This is a genomic window from Kitasatospora hibisci, from assembly GCF_043950205.1.
Taxonomy (GTDB): Bacteria; Actinomycetota; Actinomycetes; order Streptomycetales; family Streptomycetaceae; genus Kitasatospora; species Kitasatospora hibisci.
Genome location: NZ_CP171642.1, coordinates 2,090,890 through 2,114,919, shown reverse-complemented (window position 1 = coordinate 2,114,919; position 24,030 = coordinate 2,090,890). Strand labels below are relative to the sequence as shown.

14 protein-coding genes are annotated in these 24,030 nt (G+C 73.1%); 8 read left to right on the top strand and 6 right to left on the bottom strand.

The genetic code is table 11. From position 1 onward, the window contains the following. Positions 1 to 38: 38 nt before the first annotated feature. From ACF9IK_RS08960 to ACF9IK_RS08940, 5 genes are all read left to right on the top strand, one after another. Positions 39 to 518 carry a hypothetical protein gene (locus tag ACF9IK_RS08960; RefSeq protein WP_395293715.1) on the top strand — a complete coding sequence of 160 codons (480 nt, stop codon included), beginning with the start codon at positions 39 to 41 and terminating at the stop codon, positions 516 to 518. Further along, on the top strand, positions 515 to 2,161 hold the full coding sequence (locus tag ACF9IK_RS08955) for a multicopper oxidase family protein (protein WP_395293714.1): 1,647 nt from the start codon (positions 515 to 517) through the stop codon (positions 2,159 to 2,161). The genes ACF9IK_RS08960 and ACF9IK_RS08955 overlap by 4 nt, the downstream gene beginning before the upstream one ends. A gap of 204 nt (positions 2,162 to 2,365) precedes the next feature. Then, entirely contained in the window at positions 2,366 to 3,727 is a 1,362-nt protein-coding gene (locus ACF9IK_RS08950; protein WP_395293713.1) for a DUF2252 domain-containing protein, read from the top strand. Between the two features lie 550 nt (positions 3,728 to 4,277). Continuing rightward, positions 4,278 to 5,933 carry a hypothetical protein gene (locus tag ACF9IK_RS08945; RefSeq protein WP_395293712.1) on the top strand — a complete coding sequence of 552 codons (1,656 nt, stop codon included), beginning with the start codon at positions 4,278 to 4,280 and terminating at the stop codon, positions 5,931 to 5,933. A 195-nt stretch (positions 5,934 to 6,128) separates the two neighbouring features. Then, on the top strand, positions 6,129 to 6,458 hold the full coding sequence (locus ACF9IK_RS08940; protein WP_395293711.1) for a hypothetical protein: 330 nt from the start codon (positions 6,129 to 6,131) through the stop codon (positions 6,456 to 6,458). A gap of 33 nt (positions 6,459 to 6,491) precedes the next feature. On the opposite strand, the gene ACF9IK_RS08935 is transcribed toward ACF9IK_RS08940, so the two are convergent. The 5 genes from ACF9IK_RS08935 to ACF9IK_RS08915 all read right to left on the bottom strand — a co-directional run bounded on the left by ACF9IK_RS08935 (position 6,492) and on the right by ACF9IK_RS08915 (position 12,254). Next, entirely contained in the window at positions 6,492 to 7,814 is a 1,323-nt protein-coding gene (locus ACF9IK_RS08935) for a Clp protease N-terminal domain-containing protein (protein WP_395293710.1), read from the bottom strand. Beyond that, positions 7,807 to 9,135 carry a caspase family protein gene (locus ACF9IK_RS08930; protein WP_395293709.1) on the bottom strand — a complete coding sequence of 443 codons (1,329 nt, stop codon included), beginning with the start codon at positions 9,133 to 9,135 and terminating at the stop codon, positions 7,807 to 7,809. Before ACF9IK_RS08930 ends, ACF9IK_RS08935 begins: the two co-directional genes overlap by 8 nt. 1 nt (position 9,136) lies before the next feature. Continuing rightward, entirely contained in the window at positions 9,137 to 9,499 is a 363-nt protein-coding gene (locus tag ACF9IK_RS08925) for an effector-associated constant component EACC1 (protein ID WP_395293708.1), read from the bottom strand. Positions 9,500 to 9,708: 209 nt separating this feature from the next. Further along, on the bottom strand, positions 9,709 to 10,635 hold the full coding sequence (locus tag ACF9IK_RS08920; protein WP_395293707.1) for a diacylglycerol kinase: 927 nt from the start codon (positions 10,633 to 10,635) through the stop codon (positions 9,709 to 9,711). Then, the gene (locus tag ACF9IK_RS08915; protein WP_395293706.1) at positions 10,632 to 12,254 is read right to left on the bottom strand and encodes an FAD-binding oxidoreductase; all 1,623 of its coding nucleotides are present in this window, start codon (positions 12,252 to 12,254) and stop codon (positions 10,632 to 10,634) included. The genes ACF9IK_RS08920 and ACF9IK_RS08915 overlap by 4 nt, the downstream gene beginning before the upstream one ends. Positions 12,255 to 12,274: 20 nt before the next feature. On the opposite strand from ACF9IK_RS08915, the gene ACF9IK_RS08910 reads away from it, so the two are divergent. Together ACF9IK_RS08910 and ACF9IK_RS08905 are read left to right on the top strand one after the other, a co-directional pair. Further along, the gene (locus tag ACF9IK_RS08910) at positions 12,275 to 12,913 is read left to right on the top strand and encodes a TetR/AcrR family transcriptional regulator (protein ID WP_395293705.1); all 639 of its coding nucleotides are present in this window, start codon (positions 12,275 to 12,277) and stop codon (positions 12,911 to 12,913) included. 148 nt (positions 12,914 to 13,061) lie between these two features. Then, positions 13,062 to 14,612 (top strand): glycerol-3-phosphate dehydrogenase/oxidase, encoded by a 1,551-nt coding sequence (locus ACF9IK_RS08905; protein ID WP_395293704.1) that lies wholly within the window; start codon positions 13,062 to 13,064, stop codon positions 14,610 to 14,612. A 268-nt stretch (positions 14,613 to 14,880) separates the two neighbouring features. Here the strand turns inward: ACF9IK_RS08905 and ACF9IK_RS08900 are convergent, their stop codons facing one another. Beyond that, positions 14,881 to 15,174, bottom strand: a complete 294-nt coding sequence (locus ACF9IK_RS08900) for a hypothetical protein (RefSeq protein WP_395293703.1) — start codon at positions 15,172 to 15,174, stop codon at positions 14,881 to 14,883. 357 nt (positions 15,175 to 15,531) lie between these two features. On the opposite strand from ACF9IK_RS08900, the gene ACF9IK_RS08895 reads away from it, so the two are divergent. Next, positions 15,532 to 24,030 carry a DNRLRE domain-containing protein gene (locus ACF9IK_RS08895; RefSeq protein WP_395293702.1) on the top strand — a complete coding sequence of 2,833 codons (8,499 nt, stop codon included), beginning with the start codon at positions 15,532 to 15,534 and terminating at the stop codon, positions 24,028 to 24,030.

Below are 24,030 nucleotides of genomic sequence, written 5' to 3'. Positions count from 1 at the left end.
TTCCCGTCCTCGCCCGGCCGAGCAGAGAGAAGCCCACCATGAGCAGTCCTCCCGTGGCCCCCGCCCCCCGCTGGCCGCTGATCGTGCTGCGGGCGACCGCCACCGCACTGGCCGCGCTCGCCGTGGTGCAGACCGCGCTGGCCGGCAGCTTCCTCAACGGCCACTACGAGTCGCTCGGGCTGCACGCGGCGGGTGGGACGGCGATGGCGGTGGTCGCGTTCGCCCAGGCGGTGGTGGGGCTGCTGCTCCGCTGGACCGGCCGCGGCCCGCTCTGGCCGTTCGGTGTCTCGGTCCTCCTGACCGTCGCCACCGCGGCGCAGATCGCTCTGGGCTACCACCGCGCGGTGGGTCTGCACGTGCTGTTCGGCGTGCTGCTCGTGAGCGGCGCCCTGTTCGCCGCGGTCGGGGCGTGGCGCCTGCGACTGCCGGTCGGACGGTCGGCCCCGGACACGGCGGCCGGGGCCGAGGGCGGCGGACTGCTGCCCCGGCCGGGAGGCTCCATGGAGGTGGCCCAGTGAGACGCCGCCGGTTCCTCGGGCTCGGCGCGGCCGTGTTGGGCGCGGGTGCGCTCGGGGCGTTCACGCTCCCCGCCGCGGCGCGGCTGCTCGCCGAGGGCCGACCGGGCCGGCAGCTGGACAGCCTCGTCGACCTGCCCGAGCCCTTCCAGGTGCCGCTGTCGGTGCCGCCCGTGCTGCGCCCGGTGCGCACCGACGGCACCACCGACCACTACGAGATCACCCAGCAGGTCGCCCGGCTGGAGATCCTGCCCGGCCTGCGGACCGAGATGTGGACGTACGGCGGCACCTTCCCCGGGCCGACCGTGGCCGTCCGGTCCGGCCGGCAGGCGGTGGTGCGCCACCGCAACGAGCTACCGGTGCCTTCGGTGGTCCACCTGCACGGCGGGCACACCCCGGCGGAGAGCGACGGCTACCCGATCGACCTGCTCCTCCCGGCGGCGGCCGGCCTCCCGGCGGGCACGGGTCCGGCACCCGGCACGTCCCGCGCGGCCCACCTGACCGGGGCGGCCAGGGCGAGCGACCTGCACGGGACGGCAAGGACGGCGGGGATGCCCGGGATGGCGCGGATGCCGGTCGGTCGGACCGCGGACGGCGACCGCACGTACACCTATCCCGGCCGCCAGCGGGCGGCCACCCTCTGGTACCACGACCACCGGATGGGCTTCACCGGCCCCAGTGTCTGGCGCGGCCTGGCCGGCTTCCACCTCGTGCTCGACGACGAGGACGACGCCCTGCCGCTGCCGCGCGGCGACCGTGACCTGCCGCTGATGCTCGCCGACCGCTCCTTCGCCGAGGACGGTTCGTTCCGGTACCCGGCCGTCGACCCCGCGCTCGCCGTACCCGGCGTCACCGACGACTACATGAACGGCGTCCTCGGCGACGTGATCCTGGTCAACGGCGCGCCCTGGCCGTACCTGGAGGTCGACCGGGCCCGGTACCGGCTGCGCCTGCTGAACGCGTCCAACGCCCGGCTCTACCGCCTGGAGCTCGACCCGCAGCCCGCCGGCGGCGATGCGCTCGTCCAGATCGCCAGCGACGGCGGGCTGCTGGAGGTCCCGGTACCGCACGACGCCGTCGAGATCGCCCCGGCCGAGCGGTTCGAGATCGTCGTCGACTTCGCCCGCTACGCGCCGGGCACCTCCGTCCGGCTGGTCAACCGCTTCGGCACCGAGCGGACCGCCGAGGTGATGCGGTTCGACGTCTCCTCCCGCACCGTCACGGACGACTCCGCCGTTCCCGAGCGGCTCTGCAGCCTCGAACGGCTCGACCCCGGGACCGCCGTCACCACCCGGAGTTTCGGCTTCCGGCGCAGCCGAAGCGCCGGCTGGACCATCAACGACCAGGCCTACGAGCCCGGCCGAGCCGTCGCCGACCCGGCTCTCGGCAGTACCGAGATCTGGCGGTTCTTCACGGACGTGCACCACCCCGTCCACCTCCACCTGGACCACTTCCAGGTGCTCTCGCGCAACGGTGCCGCGCCGGGCCCGTACGACGCCGGGTGGAAGGACACCATCGACCTGCGGCCGGCCGAGTCGGTGGAGGTGCTGGTCCGCTTCACCGACTACCCGGGCGCGTACATGCTGCACTGCCACAACCTGGAGCACGAGGACATGGCGATGATGGCGGACTTCGTCGTGAAGTAGGCGGGGGCGTGCCGTGGAGCGGGAGCGGCTGTCTCGCAACCGCGGGTCGGCCGCACCCTCGGTGCCGCACACCCGGCCGTCACCCGGCCGGCGGAGCGCGGGCGGGTCCGCCGACGGCCCACCCGCGCCCCGACGTGCCGGGCCCCGACGGGTGACCTAGCGTCGCGAGCAGGAGGAACCGCCCGGCACGACCAGGAGGAGCGCATGACCAGTCCCGCCGAACGCCGTCGGCGCGGCCGGGCCGCCCGCGACCGGGTCCCGCGCTCCGCGCACGGCCGCTGGATCCCGGCCGCGGACCGGCCCGACCCGATCCGCGTGCTGGAGCGGCAGGGCGCCGACCGCCTCACCGAACTGCTGCCGATCCGCTACGGCCGGATGTCCGACTCCCCGTTCGCCTTCCTGCGCGGCGCCGCCGCGGTCATGGCCGCCGATCTCGCGGCCCTGCCGGACACCGGCATCATCGTCCAACTCTGTGGTGATGCACACCTGTTGAACTTCGGCGTGTACGCCTCGCCGGAGCGGGCGCTGCTCTTCGACCTCAACGACTTCGACGAGACGTACCCCGGACCCTTCGAGTGGGACGTCAAGCGCCTGGCTGCGAGCGTGGCCGTCGCGGCCCGGGCCAACGGGCAGGACGCGGGCGACGTCCGCCGGGCCGCGCTCACCGCCGCGCAGGGCTACGCGACCGCGATCCGGCGGCTGGCGGGGATGGCCGAGCTCGACGTCTGGTACGCCCGGATCGACACCGAGGACCTCCTCCCGCTGGTCCGCAAGGGCAGGCGTCGGGCCAGGCTGGAGGCCGGCCTGGAGCACGCCCGCCGCCGCACCAGCCTGCAGGCCTTCGGCAAGCTCACCGAGACGACGGAGGACGGCCACCACCACATCATCAGTGACCCGCCGCTGATCGAGCCGGTCCCGCGGAACGAACTGCGGCAGCTCGGCAGGATCTTCAGCGGCTACCGTGCCACCCTGGCCGAGGACCGCCGGGTGCTGCTCGACCGGTTCCGGTTCGTGGACGCCGCCCGCAAGGTGGTGGGCGTCGGCAGCGTCGGCACGCGCTGCTTCATCGTCCTGCTGGAGGGACGGGACGCGCAGGACCCGCTGTTCCTCCAGGTCAAGGAGGCCGGCCGGTCGGTGCTGGAGGACTACCTGCCCGCCTCCCGCCCGCACGCCGAGGTGCCGGTCGTCCACGGCGGCGAGCGCGTCGTCACCGGCCAGCGCCTGATGCAGGCCGCCAGCGACATCTTCCTCGGCTGGACCACCGGCACGGCCGGGCGGCACTTCTACGGCCGGCAACTGCGCGACATGAAGGGCTCGGCGGACGTCGCCGGCATGCCCCCGTCCGTCCTGCGCTCCTACGCCGACCTCTGCGGTCGCGCCCTGGCCCGTGCCCACGCCCGTTCGGGCGACCGCCTGGCCGTCGCCGGCTACCTGGGCACCTCCGACACCTTCGCGGAGGCGATCGCCGACTTCGCCGTCCACTACGCCGACCGGACGGAGGCCGACCACGCGGGGCTGCTGGCGGCCATCGACTCCGGTGAGGTGGCGGCCAGGAAGGGAATCTGACGGCCGCCCCGAGGCTTCCGGGCGGACGATTCCCGCCGGGCGGGGCACCGCCCTCGACTTCCGGGAGGGAACGGCCGGAGACCAGCCCGACGGCCTCGCGGTGCAGTTCGGCATCCGGCTCGGTCCGGACGGCGGCGTAGCGGTCGGCAGCCTCCGGCGGGGCGCCGGCCCGGGGTGCTCCTCCGGATGTTGTGGCGGTGCCGTGTCGGGTCGGAACCCATCCTGTGAGGGCCCGGTGAGGACGGCCGTCGCGGCTGGGGAACGGGCCGCCCGAGCCCGGCCGAACGGCGGGGGTGCGGGCCCGCCGGTCGGTGGATTGGCGGGTCGTCAGCTACCCGCCGAAGGGCGGGGTCTGTTCCGGATGGCGCGTCAACTCTCCTTCCTTACTGCAAAGTTGACGGACACTCTGGGTGCGTCCTATTGATTTGCATGTCTTCGACAAGTCTATTTCCCGTCAGTAACATGGCGCTCGCGCGGCCGTTCGGGCCGCCGTTGAAGCCACTGGTTCCCGGGCAGTCGTGTGCGCGTCCGCCGCTTCGAAAGAGTTCCCTTGAAGAGTCCCCTCGGCACGGTGGTCCGCCCTGCCCTCGTTTCGTTGCTGCTGCTCGGGGTCGCCGCGTGCGGGCCCACCTCGGGCACGCAGCAGGCGACCTCGATCAGCGTCGACGGTTCCGGTGCGGTCCCCGTCGCAGCCCCGGCCTCCCCCTCCGAGGCCGCCGCGAGCCCGGCGGCCTCCCGGCCGTCCGGCGCCCCGCACGCCCGCGCCGCCACCCCGGCCGCCGAGCCGACCGGGTCCGCCGCGGCCCCGCCCGCCGCCGGGCAGCCCGCGCCCGGCACCCTTCCGGTGGCCGCCGCCCAGCCGGGCGTCCAGCAGGCCGCGGTCGGTGCACCGGGCAAGGACGGCACGGCCGTCGCCCCGGAGGCGAAGAACCTCCAGCTCACCGCCTACGACCCGGCCGCCGGCACGGCGGTCCTGACGGCGGCGCCGGCTGCCGGTCCGTCGGCGTCGGCGTCGTCGTCCGCCGCTCCGACCGCGACCGCGTCGGCCACCGCGGCGTCCAGCGCTCCCACGGCGACCGCGTCGGCCACCGCGGCGTCCAGCGCTCCCACGGCGACCGCGTCGGCCACCCCCTCGGCCACCCCCTCGGCCGCCGAGGCCGTCAGGCCCGGTCAGCTGATAGCCAGCCCGCCGACCGAGGCCGCGCCGCAGGGCGCGCTGGTCGCGGTCACCGCGGTGAAGTCCGCGAGCGGCGGGGCCGTCACCCTGTCCACCCGCCCGGCGACCCTCTCGGAGCTGCTGGGCAAGGCCGAGGCGGACGGACAGGTCCCGGTCGACCCGAACGGCATCAAGGTCACCCCGCTGGTCAAGGACCTCAAGGCGACCGTTGCCCGGGAGAACGGCACCACCACCGCCGACGCCTCCGGCACCCTGGAGGTCGACGTCAAGGCCCCGATCCCGCTGCCCGAGGGCCTGAGCGCCGACGCCTCCGCGTCCGTCCAGCTGCACCCCTCGCTGCACTTCGCGTACCACGGGGCGGGCGTCGGCACCCCGCGCACCGCGTCGATCGGCTTCGACCTGGGCGCCCACGCCCAGTGGAAGGTCAGCGGTGACCTCCGCCGCAGCACCGGCGCCGCCCCGATCCGCCTGCCGTTCGCCAAGCTCCAGGCCAGCCCGGTCGTGACCGTGGCGGGGCTGCCGGTGGTGGTCAACCTCGGGCTCACCTGCTACCTGGAGATCGGCGCCGACGGCCAGGTGCACGTCGAGGCCGAGCAGGAGATCACCGGCACCTGGTCGGTCCGCTCCGACTACACCGGCGGCCGCGGCTGGTCCCCGGCGACGGACGCCGCCGACACCAAGGTCTCCCCGGTCCACGTCCGCGTCACCGGAAAGGCCGCCGTCCGGGCCGCGCTCGGCGCCGAGGTCAGCGTCGGCCTCTACGACACGGTCGGCGTCGAGGCCACCGTCGCCCCCTACCTGAGCGCCCAGGCCGACGGTGAACTGGCCGTCGACCTGCCCGGCGGCAAGCCCCGGGTCAAGGGCAGTTGGGCGCTCCTCGGCGGCGTCGACCTGAACGGCGCCCTCACCGCCCACCTCAAGATCTTCGGCACCCCGATCATCGAGGGCAAGCTCCCGCTGCCGCGGTTCCACCGCGAGTGGCCGATCCTGGCCGGCTCCCTGCCGAGCCCGGCCGCGTCGAAGTCCTGACCACCGCGGTCCGTCCGCTCCACCCCCGTCCAGCGCCCCGGCTCGACCGCACCGAGCCGGGGCGCTCCGCGTCCGCCGCCGTGGGGCGGACGGCCGCCGGCCGGGGCGGGCGCAACACTGCGGGGGCCGCCCGGTTCACGCACCGTCGGGCGAGGGCCCGTGGACATCCGGACCGACGCCGGGGAGGATCACGGTATGGCTTCTGACGGACCGTTGACCGAGCACGAACTCACCACGATCGAACGGCGCGCGGCCGCCGCCGCGCCGGGCCCGTGGCTGGCCAGGCTGGACGGGGACGGGCGGGGCCTCGGCGGGGAGAGCTTCATCCAGATCCAGCCCGGTGCGGAGACCGACGACGAGATCCACCTGCGCCGGTACGCCGGCGCCGGCCAGGTGAACTCGCGCGACCCCCGGCTCCACGCCGACCTCGAATTCATCGCCGCCGCCCGCCAGGACGTGCCCCGGCTGGTCGCCGAGGTCCGCCGGCTCCAGGCCGTCCTCGACCGGCGTCGCGGCGGCTGGTGACGGCCGGCCCGGGAGCCGGCCGTCCTCCTGAGCTCAGCTCATCGCCCAGACCGACGGGTCGTGCGGGGTGGGCGGCGCGAGCCGGGGGCGCTCGACGGGCGGCGCGGTCGGGGTACGGACGGCCAGGGCGTCCGCGAGGTCGGAGACGGTGACCTCGCGCCGGTCCGCGTCCCGCAGCCGGGCCAGCACGCCGGCCTCGTCGAGCAGGGCGATCGCCGATCCGGGCAGTGCCAGGTCGGGCAGCAGCTCCCGGGCGAGAAGCGCGGCCTGTGCCGCCACCTCGTCCGGGATCAGCACGTCGTGGTGCTCCGCCAGCCGTGGGGCGACCTGCCGGAGGATCTCGATCACTTCCTCCGTCGCCGGTTCGTCCACCGTGAGCGTCTGGAGCAGGCGGTCGAGGCCGGCGTCCGGGTCCCGCTGCCGGTACTCGGCGGTCGTGCAGGCCGCGATGATCCGGACGCCCGGGCGGCCGAGAACGGGCCGGAAGAACGCCAGGGCCGGCGCCCGTCCGCCCTGGGTCCGCAGCACGGCGAACGCGTTGTCGAGGACGAGGACGAGCCGGTCGGCACGCTGGACCTCGTCGAGGATGCCGCTCATCAACTCGCCGAACCGGCCGTGGTGCTGCGGGTCGGTGAACAATGCTCCGACGTCGAGCACGCGGACGGTCAGACCGGCGAGGCCGCCCGGCACGTCGCCCGAGGCGAAGGCCCGGGCCAGCCCCAGTGCCACGCTCGACTTCCCGACCCCGGGTGCGCCGACGAGCAGCGGGACGTTCTGCTCCCGCCGGGAGAGGACCTGCACGATCCGCCGGACTTCGTGCTGCCGACCGACCACGCGGGCCGCTCCGGGGGCCGCAGCCTCCTGGCTGAGGTTGCGGGCGAACTGCTCCAGCAGGGTGGGTTCCGGGGCGAGCGGCACGTCGGAACCGGCCAGGAGGGCCATGACCCGGGGGCGCACACGGACGAGCTCGACGCCCAGCCCGACCAGAGTCCTGGCCCCGAACCCCTCGCCCTCGCGGACGAGGGCGAGCAGGAGGTGTTCGGGGCCGATGAGGGTGTGGCCGAGCAGTCGGCACTCCCGCTCGCTCAGCTCCAGCACCTTCTTGGCCCTCGGCGTGAACGGGATGTGGCCGGTCGGTCTCTCCTTGCCCCGGCCGATCTCCGCCTCCACGGCCCTTCGGACGGCGTCGGCGGAGATCCCGAGACCGCCCAGGGCCCGGGCCGCGACGCTTTCGCCGCCGCGGAGCAGACCCAGCAGGACGTGCTCCGTCCCGAGGTAGTGGTGGTCGAGCCCCCGGGCCTCCTCCCCGGCCAGGGCGACGACGCCCCGCCCGGCGTCCGAAAAGCGCTCAAACACCGTCCCCGCCTTCCCCCAGCGCCTTCAGGTCCGCTCTGGTCCGGCGGGTGTGCGGGTGGTCGGGACCGAGCACCCGGGCCCGCTCCGCCGTCAACTGCCGCAGCAGCGCCACCGCCTCCTCCACGCCGCCCGGCAGCCCGGAGTGCGCGAGGTTGCGGGCCAGCACGTGCCGGCTGGACAGCGTGTCCACGTGCTCGGCGCCGAGGACGCGGCTGCGGTCCGCGACCAGCACACGCAGCAGGGCGATCGCCTCCTCCCGGCGGCCGGTCTCGCCGAGGCCGACGGCGAGGTACTGCCGGCTGCGCAGGGTGTCCTCGTGGTCGGGGCCGAGCAGCCCGGTCTGCTCGGCCAGGACCGGGCCCAGAGCCTCCGCCGCCCCGGCGGGGTCGCCGGCGCCGCCGAGGCAGAGCGCGTGGGTCTGCCGGGTGCGCAGGGTGTCCTCGTGGCCGGCGCCGAGCAGCCGGGTCTGCTCGGCGAGCACGCTCTCCAGCTCCACCACCGCGCCCAGCCAGTCGCCGTTCCGGCCCCGGAGCTCCGCCGCCGCCCGGCGTCGGCGCAGCCCGGGGGCGGCCGTCGCGGAGAAGGCGCGGTTGCCGCCGAGGGCGATCAGACCGGCCGTCCGGGTGCCCCGGTTGAGGGGGAGCGGCAGGCCCTCGGCGGTCATCGTCCTGGTGAGCCGGCGGTAGAGGTCGTCCACGGTGAGGAGTTCGGGGCCGCCCGCGACGCCCTCCCGCAGCAGCCGGATCAGCCGTCCGGAGAACGCGGTGTGCGGCTCCCCGGGGATGGACAGCGCCACCTTGTCGCGCTGCGCGGAGGTGAGGACGTAGGTGCCCTCCACCTCCAGGCGGTCGATCCGGTCGCCGGGGCCGCCCGCCATCGAACCGGTCACGGCGCGGCCGGAGAAACAGCAGTCGAGCACGATGAGTTTGGCGGCGGCCCGGCTGTCGAGGACGGCGCTGCGCAGCTTGTCGTACTCCAGCGCGTTGAACTCCGGCGCCGCGAACTCGCTGTCCGTCAGGGCGAGGTAGAGGTCGTGGCGGCGGCCGCCGACCAGGCCGTGCCCGGTGAAGTAGACCAGCAGCAGGTCCTCGGCCTCCTGCGCGGCGGCGTTCAGGCGCCGGCCGACCGTGCGCAGGTCGCCGTCGTCCAGCAGGACGGTGCAGTGCTTCTCGGCCACCAGCCCGTGCACGGCGTCGGTGAACAGCGCCGCGAGGTCGGTGATGGTTCTCGGTACCGTGTCGAGGTCCGGGAGCTGCGGATCGGTGTACGTTCCGGTGCCGATCAGGACGATCCGGGACCGTTCGGGGTCCGGCAGCCGCATCTCACCCCTGCCCGGGCTCGTCGCGGTCGAGCACCCGGCGCAGCACGATCTCCAGCTCGGCCGCGCCCACCCGCTTGGCGTCGATCTCGACCGACTCGCCGCCCGGGCGCCGGATCCGGAGCCGGACGTCGCTGCGCCGGGGCTGCGCGAACCAGGTGCGCAGCGAGGCGGCCAGCACCGAGATTGCGCCCCCGGCTCCGAGGGCGACCGTCAAGGTGTCCAGGACGGAGCCGAGTTCCCCGTCTGCGGGCGGCTGCCCGGTGAGGCCGACGCCCGCGAGTCCGGGCTCGCCGAGCAGCCAGTCCGCGAGCGACTCGGCCTCGGCGGCGGTCTCGGCGCCGGTCACCACGATCTGCACGTCCACGGAGCTCCCCCAGGTGCGGTCCGGAACCCGGCCCGGCCAGGGGCCGGAAGCGGCCCGGGAGCGGACCGAGTTGAGGTCCGTCAGCATACTGTCACCGGGAGAGGCCCGGCGTGCCGCCGGTGGAACCCGCGGGGGGAGTACGGGCCGGTGCTCTCGGGCGGTTGAACGCAGGCCGGCGCCCCACGGGCGTTGGGCTCGGATGGGCTCGCTCAGCCGGGTGGACCGGCCGGGGTGAGCAGATGCAGTGCGCCCGGCACGGCCGCCACGTCCACGGGCAGGGCCGCCATGAACTCGCCGTCCGCGTAGGCCGTGATGCCGGGCGACTCGATCCGCAGCGACGTGGTGCGGTGCGTGGTGACCTCCCGGTGCTCGACGTGCGTGCCCCTGAAGATGGTGGGGAAGAAGCGGGCGATCCGCCGCCGCGGCATGGCGTCGACCAGGGTGACGTCGAGCAGACCGTCCGCCGGGTCGGCGGTCGGGCAGATCATCATGCCGCCGCCGTAGCTGCTGGTGTTGCCGACCGCGGCGAGCGTGAGGTCGCGCTCGACGACCGTGCCGTCGGCGAGGGTGATCCGGAACGGCAGCGGGCGGAGGTTGGCGAACTCGACCAGGATGGCGAGGTTGTAGCGCATCCGGCCGCGCGGCCAGCGCAGCCGGTTGGTGCGGTCGCTGACCAGGGAGTCGAAGCCGCTGGCGAGTACCGAGCCGAACCAGTGTGCGGTGCCGTCGGGGCCGGTCATCCGCCCGAGGTCCACCGTCCGGGTGTGCCCGGCGGCGATCACCTCGGCCGCCGCCTCCGGCTCGTCGCGCGGCAGGCCGTACGCGCGGGCGTGGTCGTTGCCGGTGCCGGCCGGGACGACGCCGAGCGGCAGGTCGGTGCCGGCCGCGGCCTGGATGCCCAGGTTGATCATGCCGTCGCCGCCGACGACGGCCAGTGCGTCGCACTCGCCCTGTGTCACCGCCGTGCGGGCTAGGTCCAGCGACTCCTCGGCCGAGCCGCCCGCCCGGGCGTCGACCTCGATGCCCAGGGCGCGCAGCCGGGCCTCGGCGCGGCGGGCCGCCGGCTCGGAGTGACCGGCGGCCGCAGCCGGGTTGGTGAGGAGAACGACGCGCGCGATGGTTCTCCGGCCGCTCACGGGATCAGCTTGCCCGGGTTGAGGATGCCCGCCGGGTCCAGCTCGGCCTTGACCGCGCGCAGGATGCGCACACCCACCTCGCCCACCTCGTCGGTCATCCACGGCCGGTGGTCGGCGCCGACGGCGTGGTGGTGGGTGATGGTGCCACCCTGGGCCGCGATCGCGTCGCACGCGGCGCGCTTGGCGCCGGCCCACCGGGTCAGCGGGTCCGACCCGAGCGCGGCGACCACGGTGAAGTAGAGCGATGCGCCGGTCGGGTAGACGTGCGAGATGTGGCAGAGGACGAGCGCGCCGGGCAGCGCCGCGGTCAGCGCCGCCGTGACGGCGAAGCGCAGGTCGGGGAGCCGGCGCCAGTCGGTGGCCGTCTCCAGCGTCTCGCACAGCGCGCCGGCGGTGAGCAGCGAGTCCCGCAGGTACGGCGCGTTGAACCGGCCGTGCTCCCAGGCCCGGGCCGGCGCCTCGCCGAGCGAGGTGCCACCGGCGGCCAGCAGCGCCGCCCGGGTCAGCTCGTGACGGGTGGCGACCTGCTCGGCGGTGCCCTCGAACACGGTGACCGCGAGGCAGCCGGTGACGGCCGGCTCGCCGCCGATCTTCTCCGTCATGGCCAGGTTGACCATGGTCTCGGCCTCGTCGGAGAGGCGGATCACGGTCGGCCCGGTGCCCTGCTGCTCGACGGCGCGCAGGGCGGTGGTGCCGGTCGCGAAGTCCGGGAAGGACCAGGCCTCGTAGGCCTTCGTGGCCGGGACGGGGTGGATCCGCACCCGCACCGCGGTGATGATCCCCAGCGTGCCCTCGGAGCCGAGGAACAGTTCGCGCAGGTCGGGGCCGGCGGCGGAGGCGGGGGCGCGGCCGAGGTCCAGCACGCCCACCGGGGTGACGACGCGCAGGCCGCGCACCATCTCGTCGAACCGCCCGTACCCGGCGGAGTCCTGACCGGAGGAACGGGTGGCCGCGAATCCGCCGATGGTGGCGAAGCGGAAGCTCTGCGGGTAGTGGCCGAGTTCGAAGCCGCGCCCGGCCAGCAGCGCCTCCGCCGCCGGGCCGGTGAGGCCGGCGCCCAGGACGGCCTCGCCGGAGGTCTCGTCCAGGTCGAGCAGGGCGTCGAAGCGGCGCAGGTCGAGCGAGACCACGGCGCCGAGCCCGCCGCGTTCGGGGTCGAGGCCGCCGACCACGCTGGTGCCGCCGCCGAACGGCACGACGGCGATCCGGCGCTCGGCGCAGAGGGAGAGCAGGGCGGCGATCTCGTCCTCGCTGCCGGGCAGCACGACGGCGTCCGGCGCGTCCTGCGGCTCGCGGCTCCGCCGGCGCAGCAGGTCGGGGGTGGACTTGCCGCCGGCCCGGGGGAGGCGGTCGGCGTCGGCGGCGCTGACGTGCGGCTCGCCGACCACGGCGGCCAGGGCCTTGAGGTCCTCGGCGGTCAGCCGCGAGGGGTGCAGCAGGGCCTCGTCGGCGCGCGGTCCGGGCGCCGCGTCACCGGTGACGCCGAGGGCGGCGGCCAGCAGCGCCTTGACGTCGGCGGACAGTTCCTTGGCGAGGGCCGGGTCGCCCCAGGCGTCCCACTTCATCGGGGGGAGCGGCAACGCGGCGCCGGCCGGTCCCGCTTGCGTCTCGGGTTCCATGCGTTACAGTTTCACACATCATGTCAAGTAGTAACGACGCTCACGATGCCCACGACGACGACCACGACGCCCACGAGGGCTCGCCGCAGCCGTCTCAGCCGCGCAGCACCGACGACGCGATCCTCGACGCCGCCGCCGAGCTGATCGTCCACCTCGGCGTGCGCCGGACCCAGCTGTCCGAGATCGCCCGCCGGGCCGGGGTCAGCCGTCCCACCGTCTACCGGCGCTGGCCCGACGTCCGGGCGGTGATCGGGGCCCTGCTGACCCGCGAGATCGGCGCCACCCAGGCCACCGTCCGGCTGGCCGGCGAGGACCGGGCGGCCTTCGTCGACGGGGTGGTCGAGGTGGCCGTCCGGCTGCGGGACCACCCGGTGCTCGGCGCGCTGCTGCGCTCGGCCGACTCCGACACGCTCTTCGAGTACGTGGTGGAGCGGCTCGGCACCAGCCAGCGCGGGCTGCTGGAGGCGTTGCAGGCCGGCATCGAGCAGGGACAGGCCCACGGCTCGATCAGGGAGGGCGAGCCGGTCGAGCTCGCCGCGATGGTGCTGCTGATCGCCCAGTCCACCGTCCAGTCGCACCGGATGGTCGCAGCCCTGCTGCCGGAGGCGGCCTGGCGGCGCGAACTGGCCCGTGCCCTGGACGGCTACCTCGCGTCCTGACCGCCGGGCCCACGAGGCCCGAAGGGCCCGCCTCGGGCGCGGGCCCGAAGGCGGGAACCGGCTCCCCGCCCGCCGTCGCATCCGTCGCATCCGCCACCGCATCCGTCGTACCCCACCGCATCCGCCGAACGAACGGACACTTCGCGCCATGACGACCACCGCCGGGCCCTACGCCGGAACCACCCGACTCGACGCCCGTCGGAGGGCGTTGGAACTGGACGACCTCGCCGACGAGCCCGCCGTCGACCTGCTGGTGATCGGCGGCGGCGTCACGGGCGCCGGAGCAGCCCTGGACGCGGCCGCCCGCGGGCTGCGCACCGTCCTGGTCGAGGCGCGCGACCTCGCGTTCGGGACGAGCCGCTGGAGCTCCAAGCTGGTCCACGGCGGCCTGCGCTACCTCGCCTCCGGCCGGGTCGGGGTGGCCCGGGAGAGCGCCGTCGAGCGCGGCGTGCTGATGACCCGTACCGCCCCCCACCTGGTCCGCCCGATGCCCCAACTGGTCCCGCTGATCAACGGGTTGATGCGGCCCGGGCAGGCCTCGCTGGTCCGGGCCGGCTTCGTCGCCGGCGACGCCCTGCGGCTGAGCGCCGGGACGCCCGGCGCGTTGCTGCCGCGGGTGCGCCGTGTCGACGCCGGGCGTGCCCGCCAGTTGGTGCCCGGCGTCCGCACCGACGGACTGTCCGGCGGCCTGGTCGCCCACGACGGCCAACTGGTCGACGATGCCCGGCTGGTGGTGGCCCTCGCCCGGACCGCCGCGCAGTACGGCGCCACCGTGCTGACCCGGATGCGGGCGGAGCAGGTCACCGGCGATTCGGCCCGGCTGACCGACGGCCTCACCGGGCAGTCGCTCACCCTCACCGCCCGCGCGGTGGTCAACGCCGGCGGCGTCTGGGCGGGCGAGGTGGACCCGTCGATCCGGCTGCGGCCCAGCCGCGGTACCCACCTGGTGGTCGACGCGGCGGCCCTCGGCCACCCGAGCGCCGCTCTCACCGTCCCGGTGCCCGGCTCCACCAGCCGCTTCGTCTTCGCCCTGCCCCAGCAGCTCGGCCGGGTGGCGATCGGCCTCACCGACGAGGACGCACCCGGCCCGATCCCGGACGAGCCGCAGCCGACCGACGGCGAGATCACCTTCCTCCTCGACACCGTCAACGCGGCCCTGCGGACGATGCTGACCAGGGCGGACGTGCGCGGCGCCTACGCCGGCCTGCGGCCGCTGATCGACACCGGCGACGGCGCCACGGCCGACCTCTCCCGCCGGCACGCCGTACTGGAGTCCCCGGACGGCGTGATCACGGTGGTCGGCGGCAAGCTGACCACCTACCGGCGGATGGCCCAGGACGCGGTGGACACCGCCGTCCGGCTGCGCGGACTGTCCGCCCGCGCCTGCTGGACGTCCCGGCTGCCCCTGGTCGGGGCGCCCGCCCACCGTGACAGCCGACCCGTCCCGGCCGACACCCCGGGCTCCCTGCTCGCCCGCCACGGCGGCGCCGCCCACGAGGTCCTCGCAGCGGGCGACCCGACGCCGATCGCCGACGGCCTGGACGTGACCCGCGCCGAGATCGCCTATGCGGTGTCCCACGAGGGCGCCCTGGACGCCGACGACGTGCTGCACCGGCGGACCCGCATCGGCCTGGTCGCGGAGGACGCCGACCGGGCGCGGTCCGCGGTGGATAAGCTCGTGGCGGCTACCGGACGGTAATTCCCCGCGACGGGATGGGATTTACCGGTGCCGATCGTGGTCCGGTGGCGGAGCGATCTCGGGGGGTGGGACTTCGGCGGGGTGGGCGGCCCGGACCGCTCCCCGCCGAAAATGCCAGGTCCCTGCGATTCCGGGGATTTCACGAAGTGGCAGGGGCGGATTCCTCGGTCGTCCGGATAACGCCGGGAGGCGCCTTCGAGCGACGTGCCCGTGTCCGCTGCCGCGCGGTGCCGCCGGCGTGTCGTGGGAGCTGTGGCGGTCCGGTGGATCAGCGGTCCGTCTTCTCCGGCACCGGCTGAACGGCGCCGTCCACGTCCAGTACGCAGACGAGCGGGTGCTCCGGCGCCCCGGTCCGCTCCAGCCGTACCGACAACGGTACCGGCGGGTCCTCCGCCAACTGGGCCGAGAGGGTGAGCGGGTAGGCGCCGTGTCCGTGGATCCGGTGGAAGGCGAGCTCCCTGCCGTCCACCAGCAGTTCGGTCTCGGTGATCCAGCCCGAGCGGACGTTCACCGTGACCGAGTGGTTGCCCCGGTCGAGGTGGAAGCTGTGTCGCTGGCGCATGGGGGCCTCCCGGAGGCTGCCGCACGGAGGGTGGAGGCGGGAGTGGGTGCGGAGCACCGTCGCAGTCCGGCCAGTCTACGTCGGGGTGCCGGAAGAACGCCGCGATTACGGGCCCATCACCGTAAATTGCACACATGATTCCAATTCCGGCAAACGGCGCCCGGGTGGCCGCACGTGTGCAATCCGTTACGGAATTGTTATCCTGATTGGTAATTGAGCGTCAGCTGGGAGTGAGAGGTTGTCACTCGCTTCGACCACGTCATTCGAAGCGACTGACAACCTCTTGAGAGAGTCTTGATGACACGACGCCCCTCGGCCTCGTCCGGTTCCTCCGGCGGGGCCATTTCTGCGCGCTGGATGCGCCGAATATCAGTGGTCCTGACACTCGGTCTGCTCGTTCAGGCCGGTGTCGCGCTCGACGCCGTGACGGCGCCTGCGGCGCAGGCGGCACCGAAGCCGCAGACGCCGCCCACCACCCCCTCGGCCGAAGCGCCTGACGAGGCGTCGGCGCTGCTCGCCGCCCGCCTCCAGGGCCACCGCATCGAGGTCACCAACGCCCGGACCGAGTTCTCCACCCTGTGGGCGAACCCGAACGGGACGCTGACCTCGGACCGGTCCACCGGCCCGATCCGGATGAAGGTCGGCGAGGCGTGGGTGCCGGTCGACACCACCCTGGTGCAGACGCCGGACGGCAAGGTCGCCCCGAAGGCCCACCCCGAGGGCCTGGTCTTCGAGGGCGGAGACGCCGGCGTGACGGTGGGCGACAGCCTGCCGGAGGCCCCGACGTCCCCGGTCGGCACGCAGCCGTCCGCCGCACCCGGCCCCGCCGCGCCGTCGGCGGTCCCGTCTGCCACGCCGAGCGCGAGCGCCTCGGCGTCCGCTGTGCCGAGCGCGAGCACCCCGGTCACCCCGAGCGCCGGTGCCAGCGCGACGCCGGCTACGGCGTCGACCGCCTCGGCGAGCCCCTCGCCTTCGGCGGTCGCCACCGACGGCGCCACCGAGCGCGCCTCCCGGGCGGGCGCCCGCGCCGCCGCCCTGGCCGCCGACCCGCAGCCCGCGGCGCCCCAGACTCCCACCGAGCGTGAGCTGGTGAAGATCGGCTCCGGAGACCAGCAGGTTCGCTTCGGCTGGCTCGGCAAGCTGCCGAAGCCGAAGCTGGAAGGCAACAAGGCGACGTACATCGACGCCCGTCCGGGTGTGGATCTGGTCCTGCAGGCCACCCGCACCGGCTTCGAGCAGTTCCTGATCGTCAAGGACCGCTCGGCGGTCTCCCAGGCCGGCACCTTGACGATTCCGCTGGACACCACGGGCGTGGTGGCGGCACCGCAGCAGGACGGCTCGGTCCACTTGTTGGACAAGGTATCCGGCAAGCTCGCGGTGAAGATCCCGGCTCCGGTGATGTGGGACGCCGTGGTCGATCCGGTCTCGCAGGAGCACCTCAACAGGGCTCCGGTGACCATGGAGGTGCGGGGTCAGGGCACCGACACCGAACTGGTCTTCACCCCCGACGCGGCGTTCCTCGCCGCGCCGACGACGCAGTTCCCGGTCACGGTCGACCCGATCGTCAACGTCGACGCCACGTATGACACGTACGTTCAGACGAATGAGAACTTCGACGCCTCCGGGGCGGAGGACCTGAAGCTGGGCAGCTACGACGGCAGCGTCGTGGCCCGGTCGTTCCTGACCTTCCCGGGCGCGGACTTCAACGGCAAGCAGATTCTCGGCGCGACGCTGAACCTGTACAACTACCACTCCTCGTCCTGCCTCCCGAAGCAGTGGGAAGTCTGGGAGGCCGGTGGTGCAGCCTGGTGGACGCGCTGGAACAACCAGCCGTCCTGGGGCACCAAGTACGCTACCTCGAACGACACCTGGGACGCCGACGGCGGAGCCGACTCGCACGAGTGCTCCGGATCCGACGGCACCGCCTGGGCCCGTGCCAATGTCACCGACCTGGTTAAGTACTGGGCTGGCTTCGGCTACCACGACTACGGCATCGGCCTGAAGGCGGCGGACGAGTCCAGCAACCTGTCGTGGAAGCGCTTCAGCTCGGCCGAGGGCGGAGCCCCGCCGTACCTGTCGATCACCTACAACACAATCCCGGCTACCCCGGCGACGGTGGAGGTGCAGCCTTCCCAACCGGGGAACCCGCGCTACACCTCGGACGCCAACCCGCGCTTCCAGGTGCAGGCCGCCGACGTGGACGGTGACGCGCTCAAGGTCTACCTGGACCTGTGGCGCGGCGGCACCTTCCTCGGCAGCATCGCCCGCGACGTGCCCAACGGCGCCATCGCTACCGTCCGCCCGTCCGACTACGGCATCGCCAAGCTCGACGAGGGCGTGCAGTACTCGGTCTGGGCCATGCTCGACGACGGCAAGTCCCGCTCCAACTGGGTCGGCACCAACGTCGTCGCCGACACCACCAAACCCGGCGTGCCCTTCGTCACCTCGGCCGACTACCCGGCCGACGGGCTGTGGCACGGCGCCGCCAACCAGCCCGGCTCGTTCACCTTCTCGCCCCCGGCGGGGACCGACGACCTGGTGGGCTTCGTCTACACCCTCGACGGCGGCACGCCGGTGACGGTCGCCGCCACCGCGGCACTGACCACCAGCATCACGCCGACCACCGAGGGCCGCCGCGTCCTGAGCGTGCAGTCCAAGGACCGCGCGGGCAACCTGTCCCCGCCGGCCACGCACACCTTCCAGGTGGGCCGGGCGGGCATGAGCTCGCCGGTCAACGGCACCCAGTCCGCGAAGCGCGTCAAGCTGTCCGTCGACGCGCAGTCCCAGTTCCAGCGGGTGGTCTACCAGTACCGCCGCGGGCCGGGAGCGACCGAGTACAACGTGCCGCGCACCAACCTCACCAAGGCCGACAACACGCCGGTCACCGAGGACAAGCCGCGGCTGGCCGACCTCGGCACGCACGCCAACTGGAACGTGCTCGACACCCTCGGCAACATCGGCGGTGTCGTCCAGGTCCGGGCCCTGCTCTTCCCCGAGGACGGCTCCGGCAACGGCTACGCCACGGTGTGGAACACCATGACGGTGGACCGCAACGCCGACGGCGCGGCGGGCAGCTCCGTCGGCCCCGGTTCGGTCAACCTGCTGACCGGTGACTACTCCACCGACGTGACGGACGCCAACGAGTTCGGCATGTCCGTGGCCCGCACCACCTCCTCGCGCGACCTCGGCCGCGGCTGGCAGCCGCAGGGCGAGCGCCTGACGGTCAACCAGCGCCAGATCGGCACCGACCTGACCGGCTTCACCCCCGGCCAGGCGACGCTCTCGCGCTCCACCGCCCGCGGTCACGACAGCTCCACCGACTCGCTGCTGGTGGTCCCCGGCGGCTCCGGCACCTGGGACTCCTTCGCCGCGCTCGGCCCGGAGTACACCATGGGCAACGGCATGAAGCCCGGGCGCACCTACCGGCTGACCGGCTGGATCTACGTCCCCGGCGCCACCGGCCTGGACAACCCGCTGGCCAACCGCGGCCTGCGCCTGGTCGGTGTCTACCGGACCGGTGCCGGCTACGGTGAGACGGCCTCCCCGAAGGCCGCGTTCACCGACGGCTGGCAGCAGCTGACGCTGGACATGGTCGTCCCGAACGACGCCACCGAGGCGTGGTTCCGTCTCTACAACGGCAATGCGGGCGGCAGCGGCAAGGAGGTCTACTTCGACGACCTGTCACTGAAGGAGATCGTCGCCCCGTTCGGCCCGCAGTGGGCGGGCGGCCCGGACGCCGGCGCCGGCTCCGACTACCGCTCGCTGTCGTTCCCGCAGTCCGACCTGGTCGAGATCAAGGGCAACGACGACACCTCGCTGACCTTCGCCAAGGGCACCGACGGGACCTTCTTCCCCGAGCCGGGCGCCGAGTCGCTCTCCCTGAAGGCCGTCCCGGCCTCGGCGGGTGCGCTCGTCAACTCCTCGGGCCAGTGCCTGGAGGTCCCGGGCGGCGCGGCCGGCAACGGTGCCCTGCTGCAGGGCGCGCCCTGCACCGGCGCGGCGAACCAGCAGTGGACGCGCGGGGACGACCTCACGCTGCGACTGCTGGGCTACTGCCTGGACAACCCGTGGGGCAACACCGCCGACAACACCCGGATGACGCTCTGGGGCTGCAACGGCGGCGACAACCAGCAGTGGGAGGTCCGCACCGACGGCTCGGTGGCCAACCGCCACAGCGGCAAGTGCCTGGACGCCTACAACGGTGCCACGATCTGGACCTGCTGGGGCGGGCCCAACCAGATCTGGGACGTCCAGACCGCCGGCACGACGTACGAGCTCGGCGACCTGGACGGCTCCAAGACCGTCTTCGCCCGCCAGGCCGGTTCGAGCATCTACCAGGTGGTGAGCGACACCGGCCCGGAGGCCGCGTCGACCACCCGCTACCAGTACGACACGACCGACGGCCGCTCCCTGGTCAAGCGCGTCATCCCGGCCGTCGAGCCGGGTGTCGACGACACCAACCACTGCTCGGTCGACCCGCTGCCGCGCGGCTGCGAGGTCTCGGAGTACGACTACGCCAAGGCGACCACGGCCACGGCCGCGACCCCGGGTGACTACCTGGACCGGATCCGCTCGGTGAAGGTCTGGTCGTGGAACCCGGCGACCTCCAAGCAGGAGGCCGTCGAGGTCGCGCACTACGTGTACGACGACAAGGGCCGGCTGGCGCAGGTCTGGGACCCGCGCCTGGCGCAGCCACTGAAGACCACGTACGGCTACGACGCGGACGGCCGGGTCACCTCCATCGCCGCCGCCGGCGAGCTGCCGTGGAGCTTCGACTACGGCAAGGCGGCTGCGGACCAGGATCCGGGCCGGCTGCTGAAGGTCCGCCGGAGCACCCTGGCGCCCGGCAGCAAGGACCAGGTCGACGGCGAGATCGCGACCTCGGTGGTGTACGAGGTGCCGCTGACCCGCGGCGCCGGCGGTCCGTACGACCTGGCCGGTGCGGACGTGGCCAAGTGGGCGCAGACCGACGCGCCGACCGATGCCACCGCCGTGTTCGGGCCGGAGGACGACCCGGGCGCCAACACCGCCTCGGCGGTGAAGCCCGGTCCGGACGGCTACAAGCCGGCCACCGTCCACTACCTGAACGCCTCCGGCAACGAGGTCAACACCGCGACCCCGTCGGTCACGCCCGGCGGTGACATCGACACCACCGAGTACGACCGCTACGGCCACGCCGTCCGCACCCTGGAGGCGACGAACCGTTCGATCGCGCTGGGGACCCACCCGGACGCGGACGCGTTCGCGGCCGAGCTGAACCTGCCCTCGGACTCCGCGTCCCGGGCGCGTCTGCTCGACTCGCGCACGACGTACTCGGCCGACGGCCTGGACGTCCTGGAGACCCTGGCCCCGGCCTACCGGGCCACCCTCGCCGAGGAGGTCGCCGGGCAGACCGCGCCCGTCACGGTCACGGAGGAGGCGGAGAAGCTCCCGCAGCTGGGCACCAACACCCAGGTCCAGGTCGACAACAACTGCTGTGGTCTGACCTGGTCGGGCGGCGCTCACCTGAGCATCCGCGGCACCCAGGCAGGCGCGTTCGACAGCGTGCGTGTCAGCGTGCCGGAGGAGGGTGACTACCTCCTCAGCGGTCAGCTGACCAAGTTCAACGACCACGGTGTCATCCAGTGGGCGATCGACGGGCAGAACACCGGTCAGCCGATCGACGCCTACGCCGCCGAGGGCGTGATCGCGCCCTTCACGACCGGCGAGGCCGTCCACCTGACCCGCGGTGACCACGAGCTCAAGCTCACCGTCACGGGCACCAACGCCAACACGGTCGGCGAACGGTTCCACGCGGGCATCGACACGGTCACCCTGACCAAGTCGACGCTCAACCCGACCCTGCCGGCGGGGACGTCGGTCGTGGCGCGGGACCACAACACCAACACCTACGACGAGGGGAAGCCGGACGGCCAGGCCTACCACCTGGTCACCACCGCGACCGACGGTGCCCGCATCGACGGCTACGCCGACGACGTGGAGAAGCGGGTCACCAGGACCGGCTACGGCACGCCGATCGGCGGCACGTCGGGGTGGACGCTGAAGACGGCGACGTCGGTCACCACCGACGCCGCTCCCGGCGGCGCCAACCTGACCTCGTACGTGAAGTACGACGCGTCCGGGCACGCGCTGGAGTCCCGCAAGCCGGGCTCGAACGGCGCGGACGCGGGCACCGTCAAGTCGGTGTTCTACACCGCCGGTGCCAACGCCGACGACGCGGCGTGTGCCAACCGCCCGGAGTGGGCGGGCCTGCCGTGTGTCACCGGGCCGGGCGGTGACGTCACCGGGGCGGACGCCTCGCGGATGCCGACCACCCTGCCGGTCAAGCGGGTCACCCGCTACTCGCCGTTCGGCGAGGCGGAGGAGACCACCGAGTCCAACGCGGGCAAGAGCCGGAAGACCGTCACCACCTACGACGGTGCGGACCGGATCACCTCGACCGAGATCACCTCGGACGAGGGTCAGGCGCTGCCGAAGGTCACCACCGAGTACGACCCGGCCACGGGTGACATCGTCAGGACGGACGCCGGCGGCAAGTCGCTGGTGCGCGTGCTCGACGTCCTGGGCCGACTGATCTCCTACACGGACGCCGACGGAGGCACCACCACCACGGAGTTCGACAAGTACGGCAAGCCGGTGAAGGTGAGCGACCCGACCGGGTCCACCACCTACGCCTACGACCGGGTGAAGGAGCCGCGAGGCCTGGTCACCTCGGTGACCGACAGCGTGGCGGGCGAGTTCACCGCCGCGTACGGTCCGGACGGGCAGTTGGTCGAGCAGACCTACCCGAGTGGCATCGTCCGCAAGGACACCACCAACGCGGTGGGCGAGGCGACCAGCCGCACCTACACCCGCACGTCCGACAACAAGGTGATCTGGGCCCAGACCACCGACATCTCCACCCAGGGCCAGGTGGCCAAGGACACCAGCTCCACCGCCACCCGCTCCTACCAGTACGACCGGCTCGGCCGGCTGGTGAAGGCCGAGCAGTCCACGGTCGCCACCGGCTGCGTCACCCGGCAGTACGCGTTTGACGCGCACTCCAACCGCCTGTCCAAGCAGACCTCCCCGCACGGAGCGGCCGGCGAGTGCAGCACCGGTGGGGCCACGGCGGAGAACCACACCTACGACAGCGCCGACCGGCTCACCGACAACGGCTTCACCTACGACGCCTTCGGGCGGACGGTGAAGACCGCGACCGGTGCGACGAACACCTACTGGGCGAACGACCGCGTCGCCGCCCAGGAGAAGGGGGACACCAAGCAGGAGTGGGCCGTCGACGCGGCGCACCGCCTGACCGCGTTCACCACCAGCAAGAAGCAGACCGACGGCTCCTGGGCCAATGCCACGTCGAAGCTGAACCACTACGGTGACGACTCCGACGAGGTCCGCTGGACCATCGAGGACACCACCCAGGGCACGCTGACCCGCAACATCTCGGGCCCGGACGCGGACCTGGTCGCCACCACCAGCAAGACCGGTGACGTCCAGCTCCAGCTGACCAACCTGTTCGGCTCGGTGGTCATCACCACCGACACCGCGCTGACCAAGCCGGTCGTGCTGGACTTCGACGAGTTCGGCATCCCGCAGGACGGTCAGGCGAACGTCCGCTACGGCTGGCTCGGCGGCAAGCAGCGCTCCGCCGAGGCCCAGGACGGCGACATCCTCATGGGTGCCCGCCTCTACAGCCCGGCCCTCGGCCGCTTCCTGCAGATCGACCCGGTACCCGGCGGCAACGCCAGTCCGTACGACTACTGCACCGGCGACCCGGTCAACTGCACCGACCTCGACGGCAACTGGGGCATGCCCAAGTGGCTGAAGAAGACGGTCCAGGTCGTCGCGGTCGTCGCCGAAATCGCCTCCAACATCCCCGGCCCCATCGGCGCGGTGGCAGCGGCGGTCTCGTCGGTGTCCTACGCGGCGACGGGCAACTGGGCCAAGGCCGCCGAGATGGCGGTCACCGCAGTCGCGGCAACCGTGGGTGCCGGCCCCGTCGTAAAGGCCGCTGCAGCTGCGGTCAGGACAACTAGAGCGGCATCACGAGTTCAGAAGGCCGCATCGGCTGCCAGGACAATCTTCCGCCGCAGTGGCTGCAACTCATTCGCGCCCGACACGCCCGTCCTCATGGCTGACGGCACATACCTGCCGATCGACCAGATCGAGGTCGGCGACTACGTGGCGGCTACCGACCCGATGACCGGCGAGACCGCGCCGCAACCGGTCCTCACCGTCATCGTGGGCCATTCCACGAAGCACATGGTCGAGGTGCAGACGGACTCGAACTCTGATTCTCTGGGCATCGAAGCCACTGCCAACCATCCGTTCTGGACTCAGGAGGACGGCTGGGTCGATGCCGTAGATCTCCAGCCGGGTGACCATCTTCTGTCTCCTGACGGAAGCACCCCGGTGATCAGCTATGTATGGGACCGGGGCGATGTGCCGAATCAGACCGTATATAACCTGAACGTCGGCAACACTCACACGTACACCGTTCTCGATGGGTCGGGCCACGACGTACTGGTGCACAACTCCTCCTGCGGACTGAACGCCAACAACCTGAACTGCTCGTGCGGCAGCCACCTGTACAAGATCTACGAGAAGGGTACTAACATCCTCTACAAGTACGGCACCGGCACTGGCGCGAAGCGACACGGGCTCCGACTCGACGGAAAGTCAAGGCGGGCAGAGAGCCAGGTTCGGAAGCTGAACAAGGCGGCAGGGTACGAGAAATATGAGTCCAAGGTGCTTCGCAGATTCAGCACTGTGGGCGCTGCGAAGAAGGTCGAGGCCGCGAAGATCAAAAAGCACACCAGGCGGTTCGGCCGGCGCGCCCCTGGAAATCCTGTCGACCACTAG

Coding starts and splice junctions, on each gene's coding strand:
- ACF9IK_RS08960 (WP_395293715.1), top strand. CDS start 39: ATGAGCAGTCCTCCCGTGGCCCCCGCCCCCCGCTGGCCGCTGATCGTG.
- ACF9IK_RS08950 (WP_395293713.1), top strand. CDS start 2,366: ATGACCAGTCCCGCCGAACGCCGTCGGCGCGGCCGGGCCGCCCGCGAC.
- ACF9IK_RS08940 (WP_395293711.1), top strand. CDS start 6,129: ATGGCTTCTGACGGACCGTTGACCGAGCACGAACTCACCACGATCGAA.
- ACF9IK_RS08930 (WP_395293709.1), bottom strand. CDS start 9,135: ATGCGGCTGCCGGACCCCGAACGGTCCCGGATCGTCCTGATCGGCACC.
- ACF9IK_RS08915 (WP_395293706.1), bottom strand. CDS start 12,254: ATGGAACCCGAGACGCAAGCGGGACCGGCCGGCGCCGCGTTGCCGCTC.
- ACF9IK_RS08910 (WP_395293705.1), top strand. CDS start 12,275: ATGTCAAGTAGTAACGACGCTCACGATGCCCACGACGACGACCACGAC.
- ACF9IK_RS08905 (WP_395293704.1), top strand. CDS start 13,062: ATGACGACCACCGCCGGGCCCTACGCCGGAACCACCCGACTCGACGCC.
- ACF9IK_RS08900 (WP_395293703.1), bottom strand. CDS start 15,174: ATGCGCCAGCGACACAGCTTCCACCTCGACCGGGGCAACCACTCGGTC.
- ACF9IK_RS08895 (WP_395293702.1), top strand. CDS start 15,532: ATGCGCCGAATATCAGTGGTCCTGACACTCGGTCTGCTCGTTCAGGCC.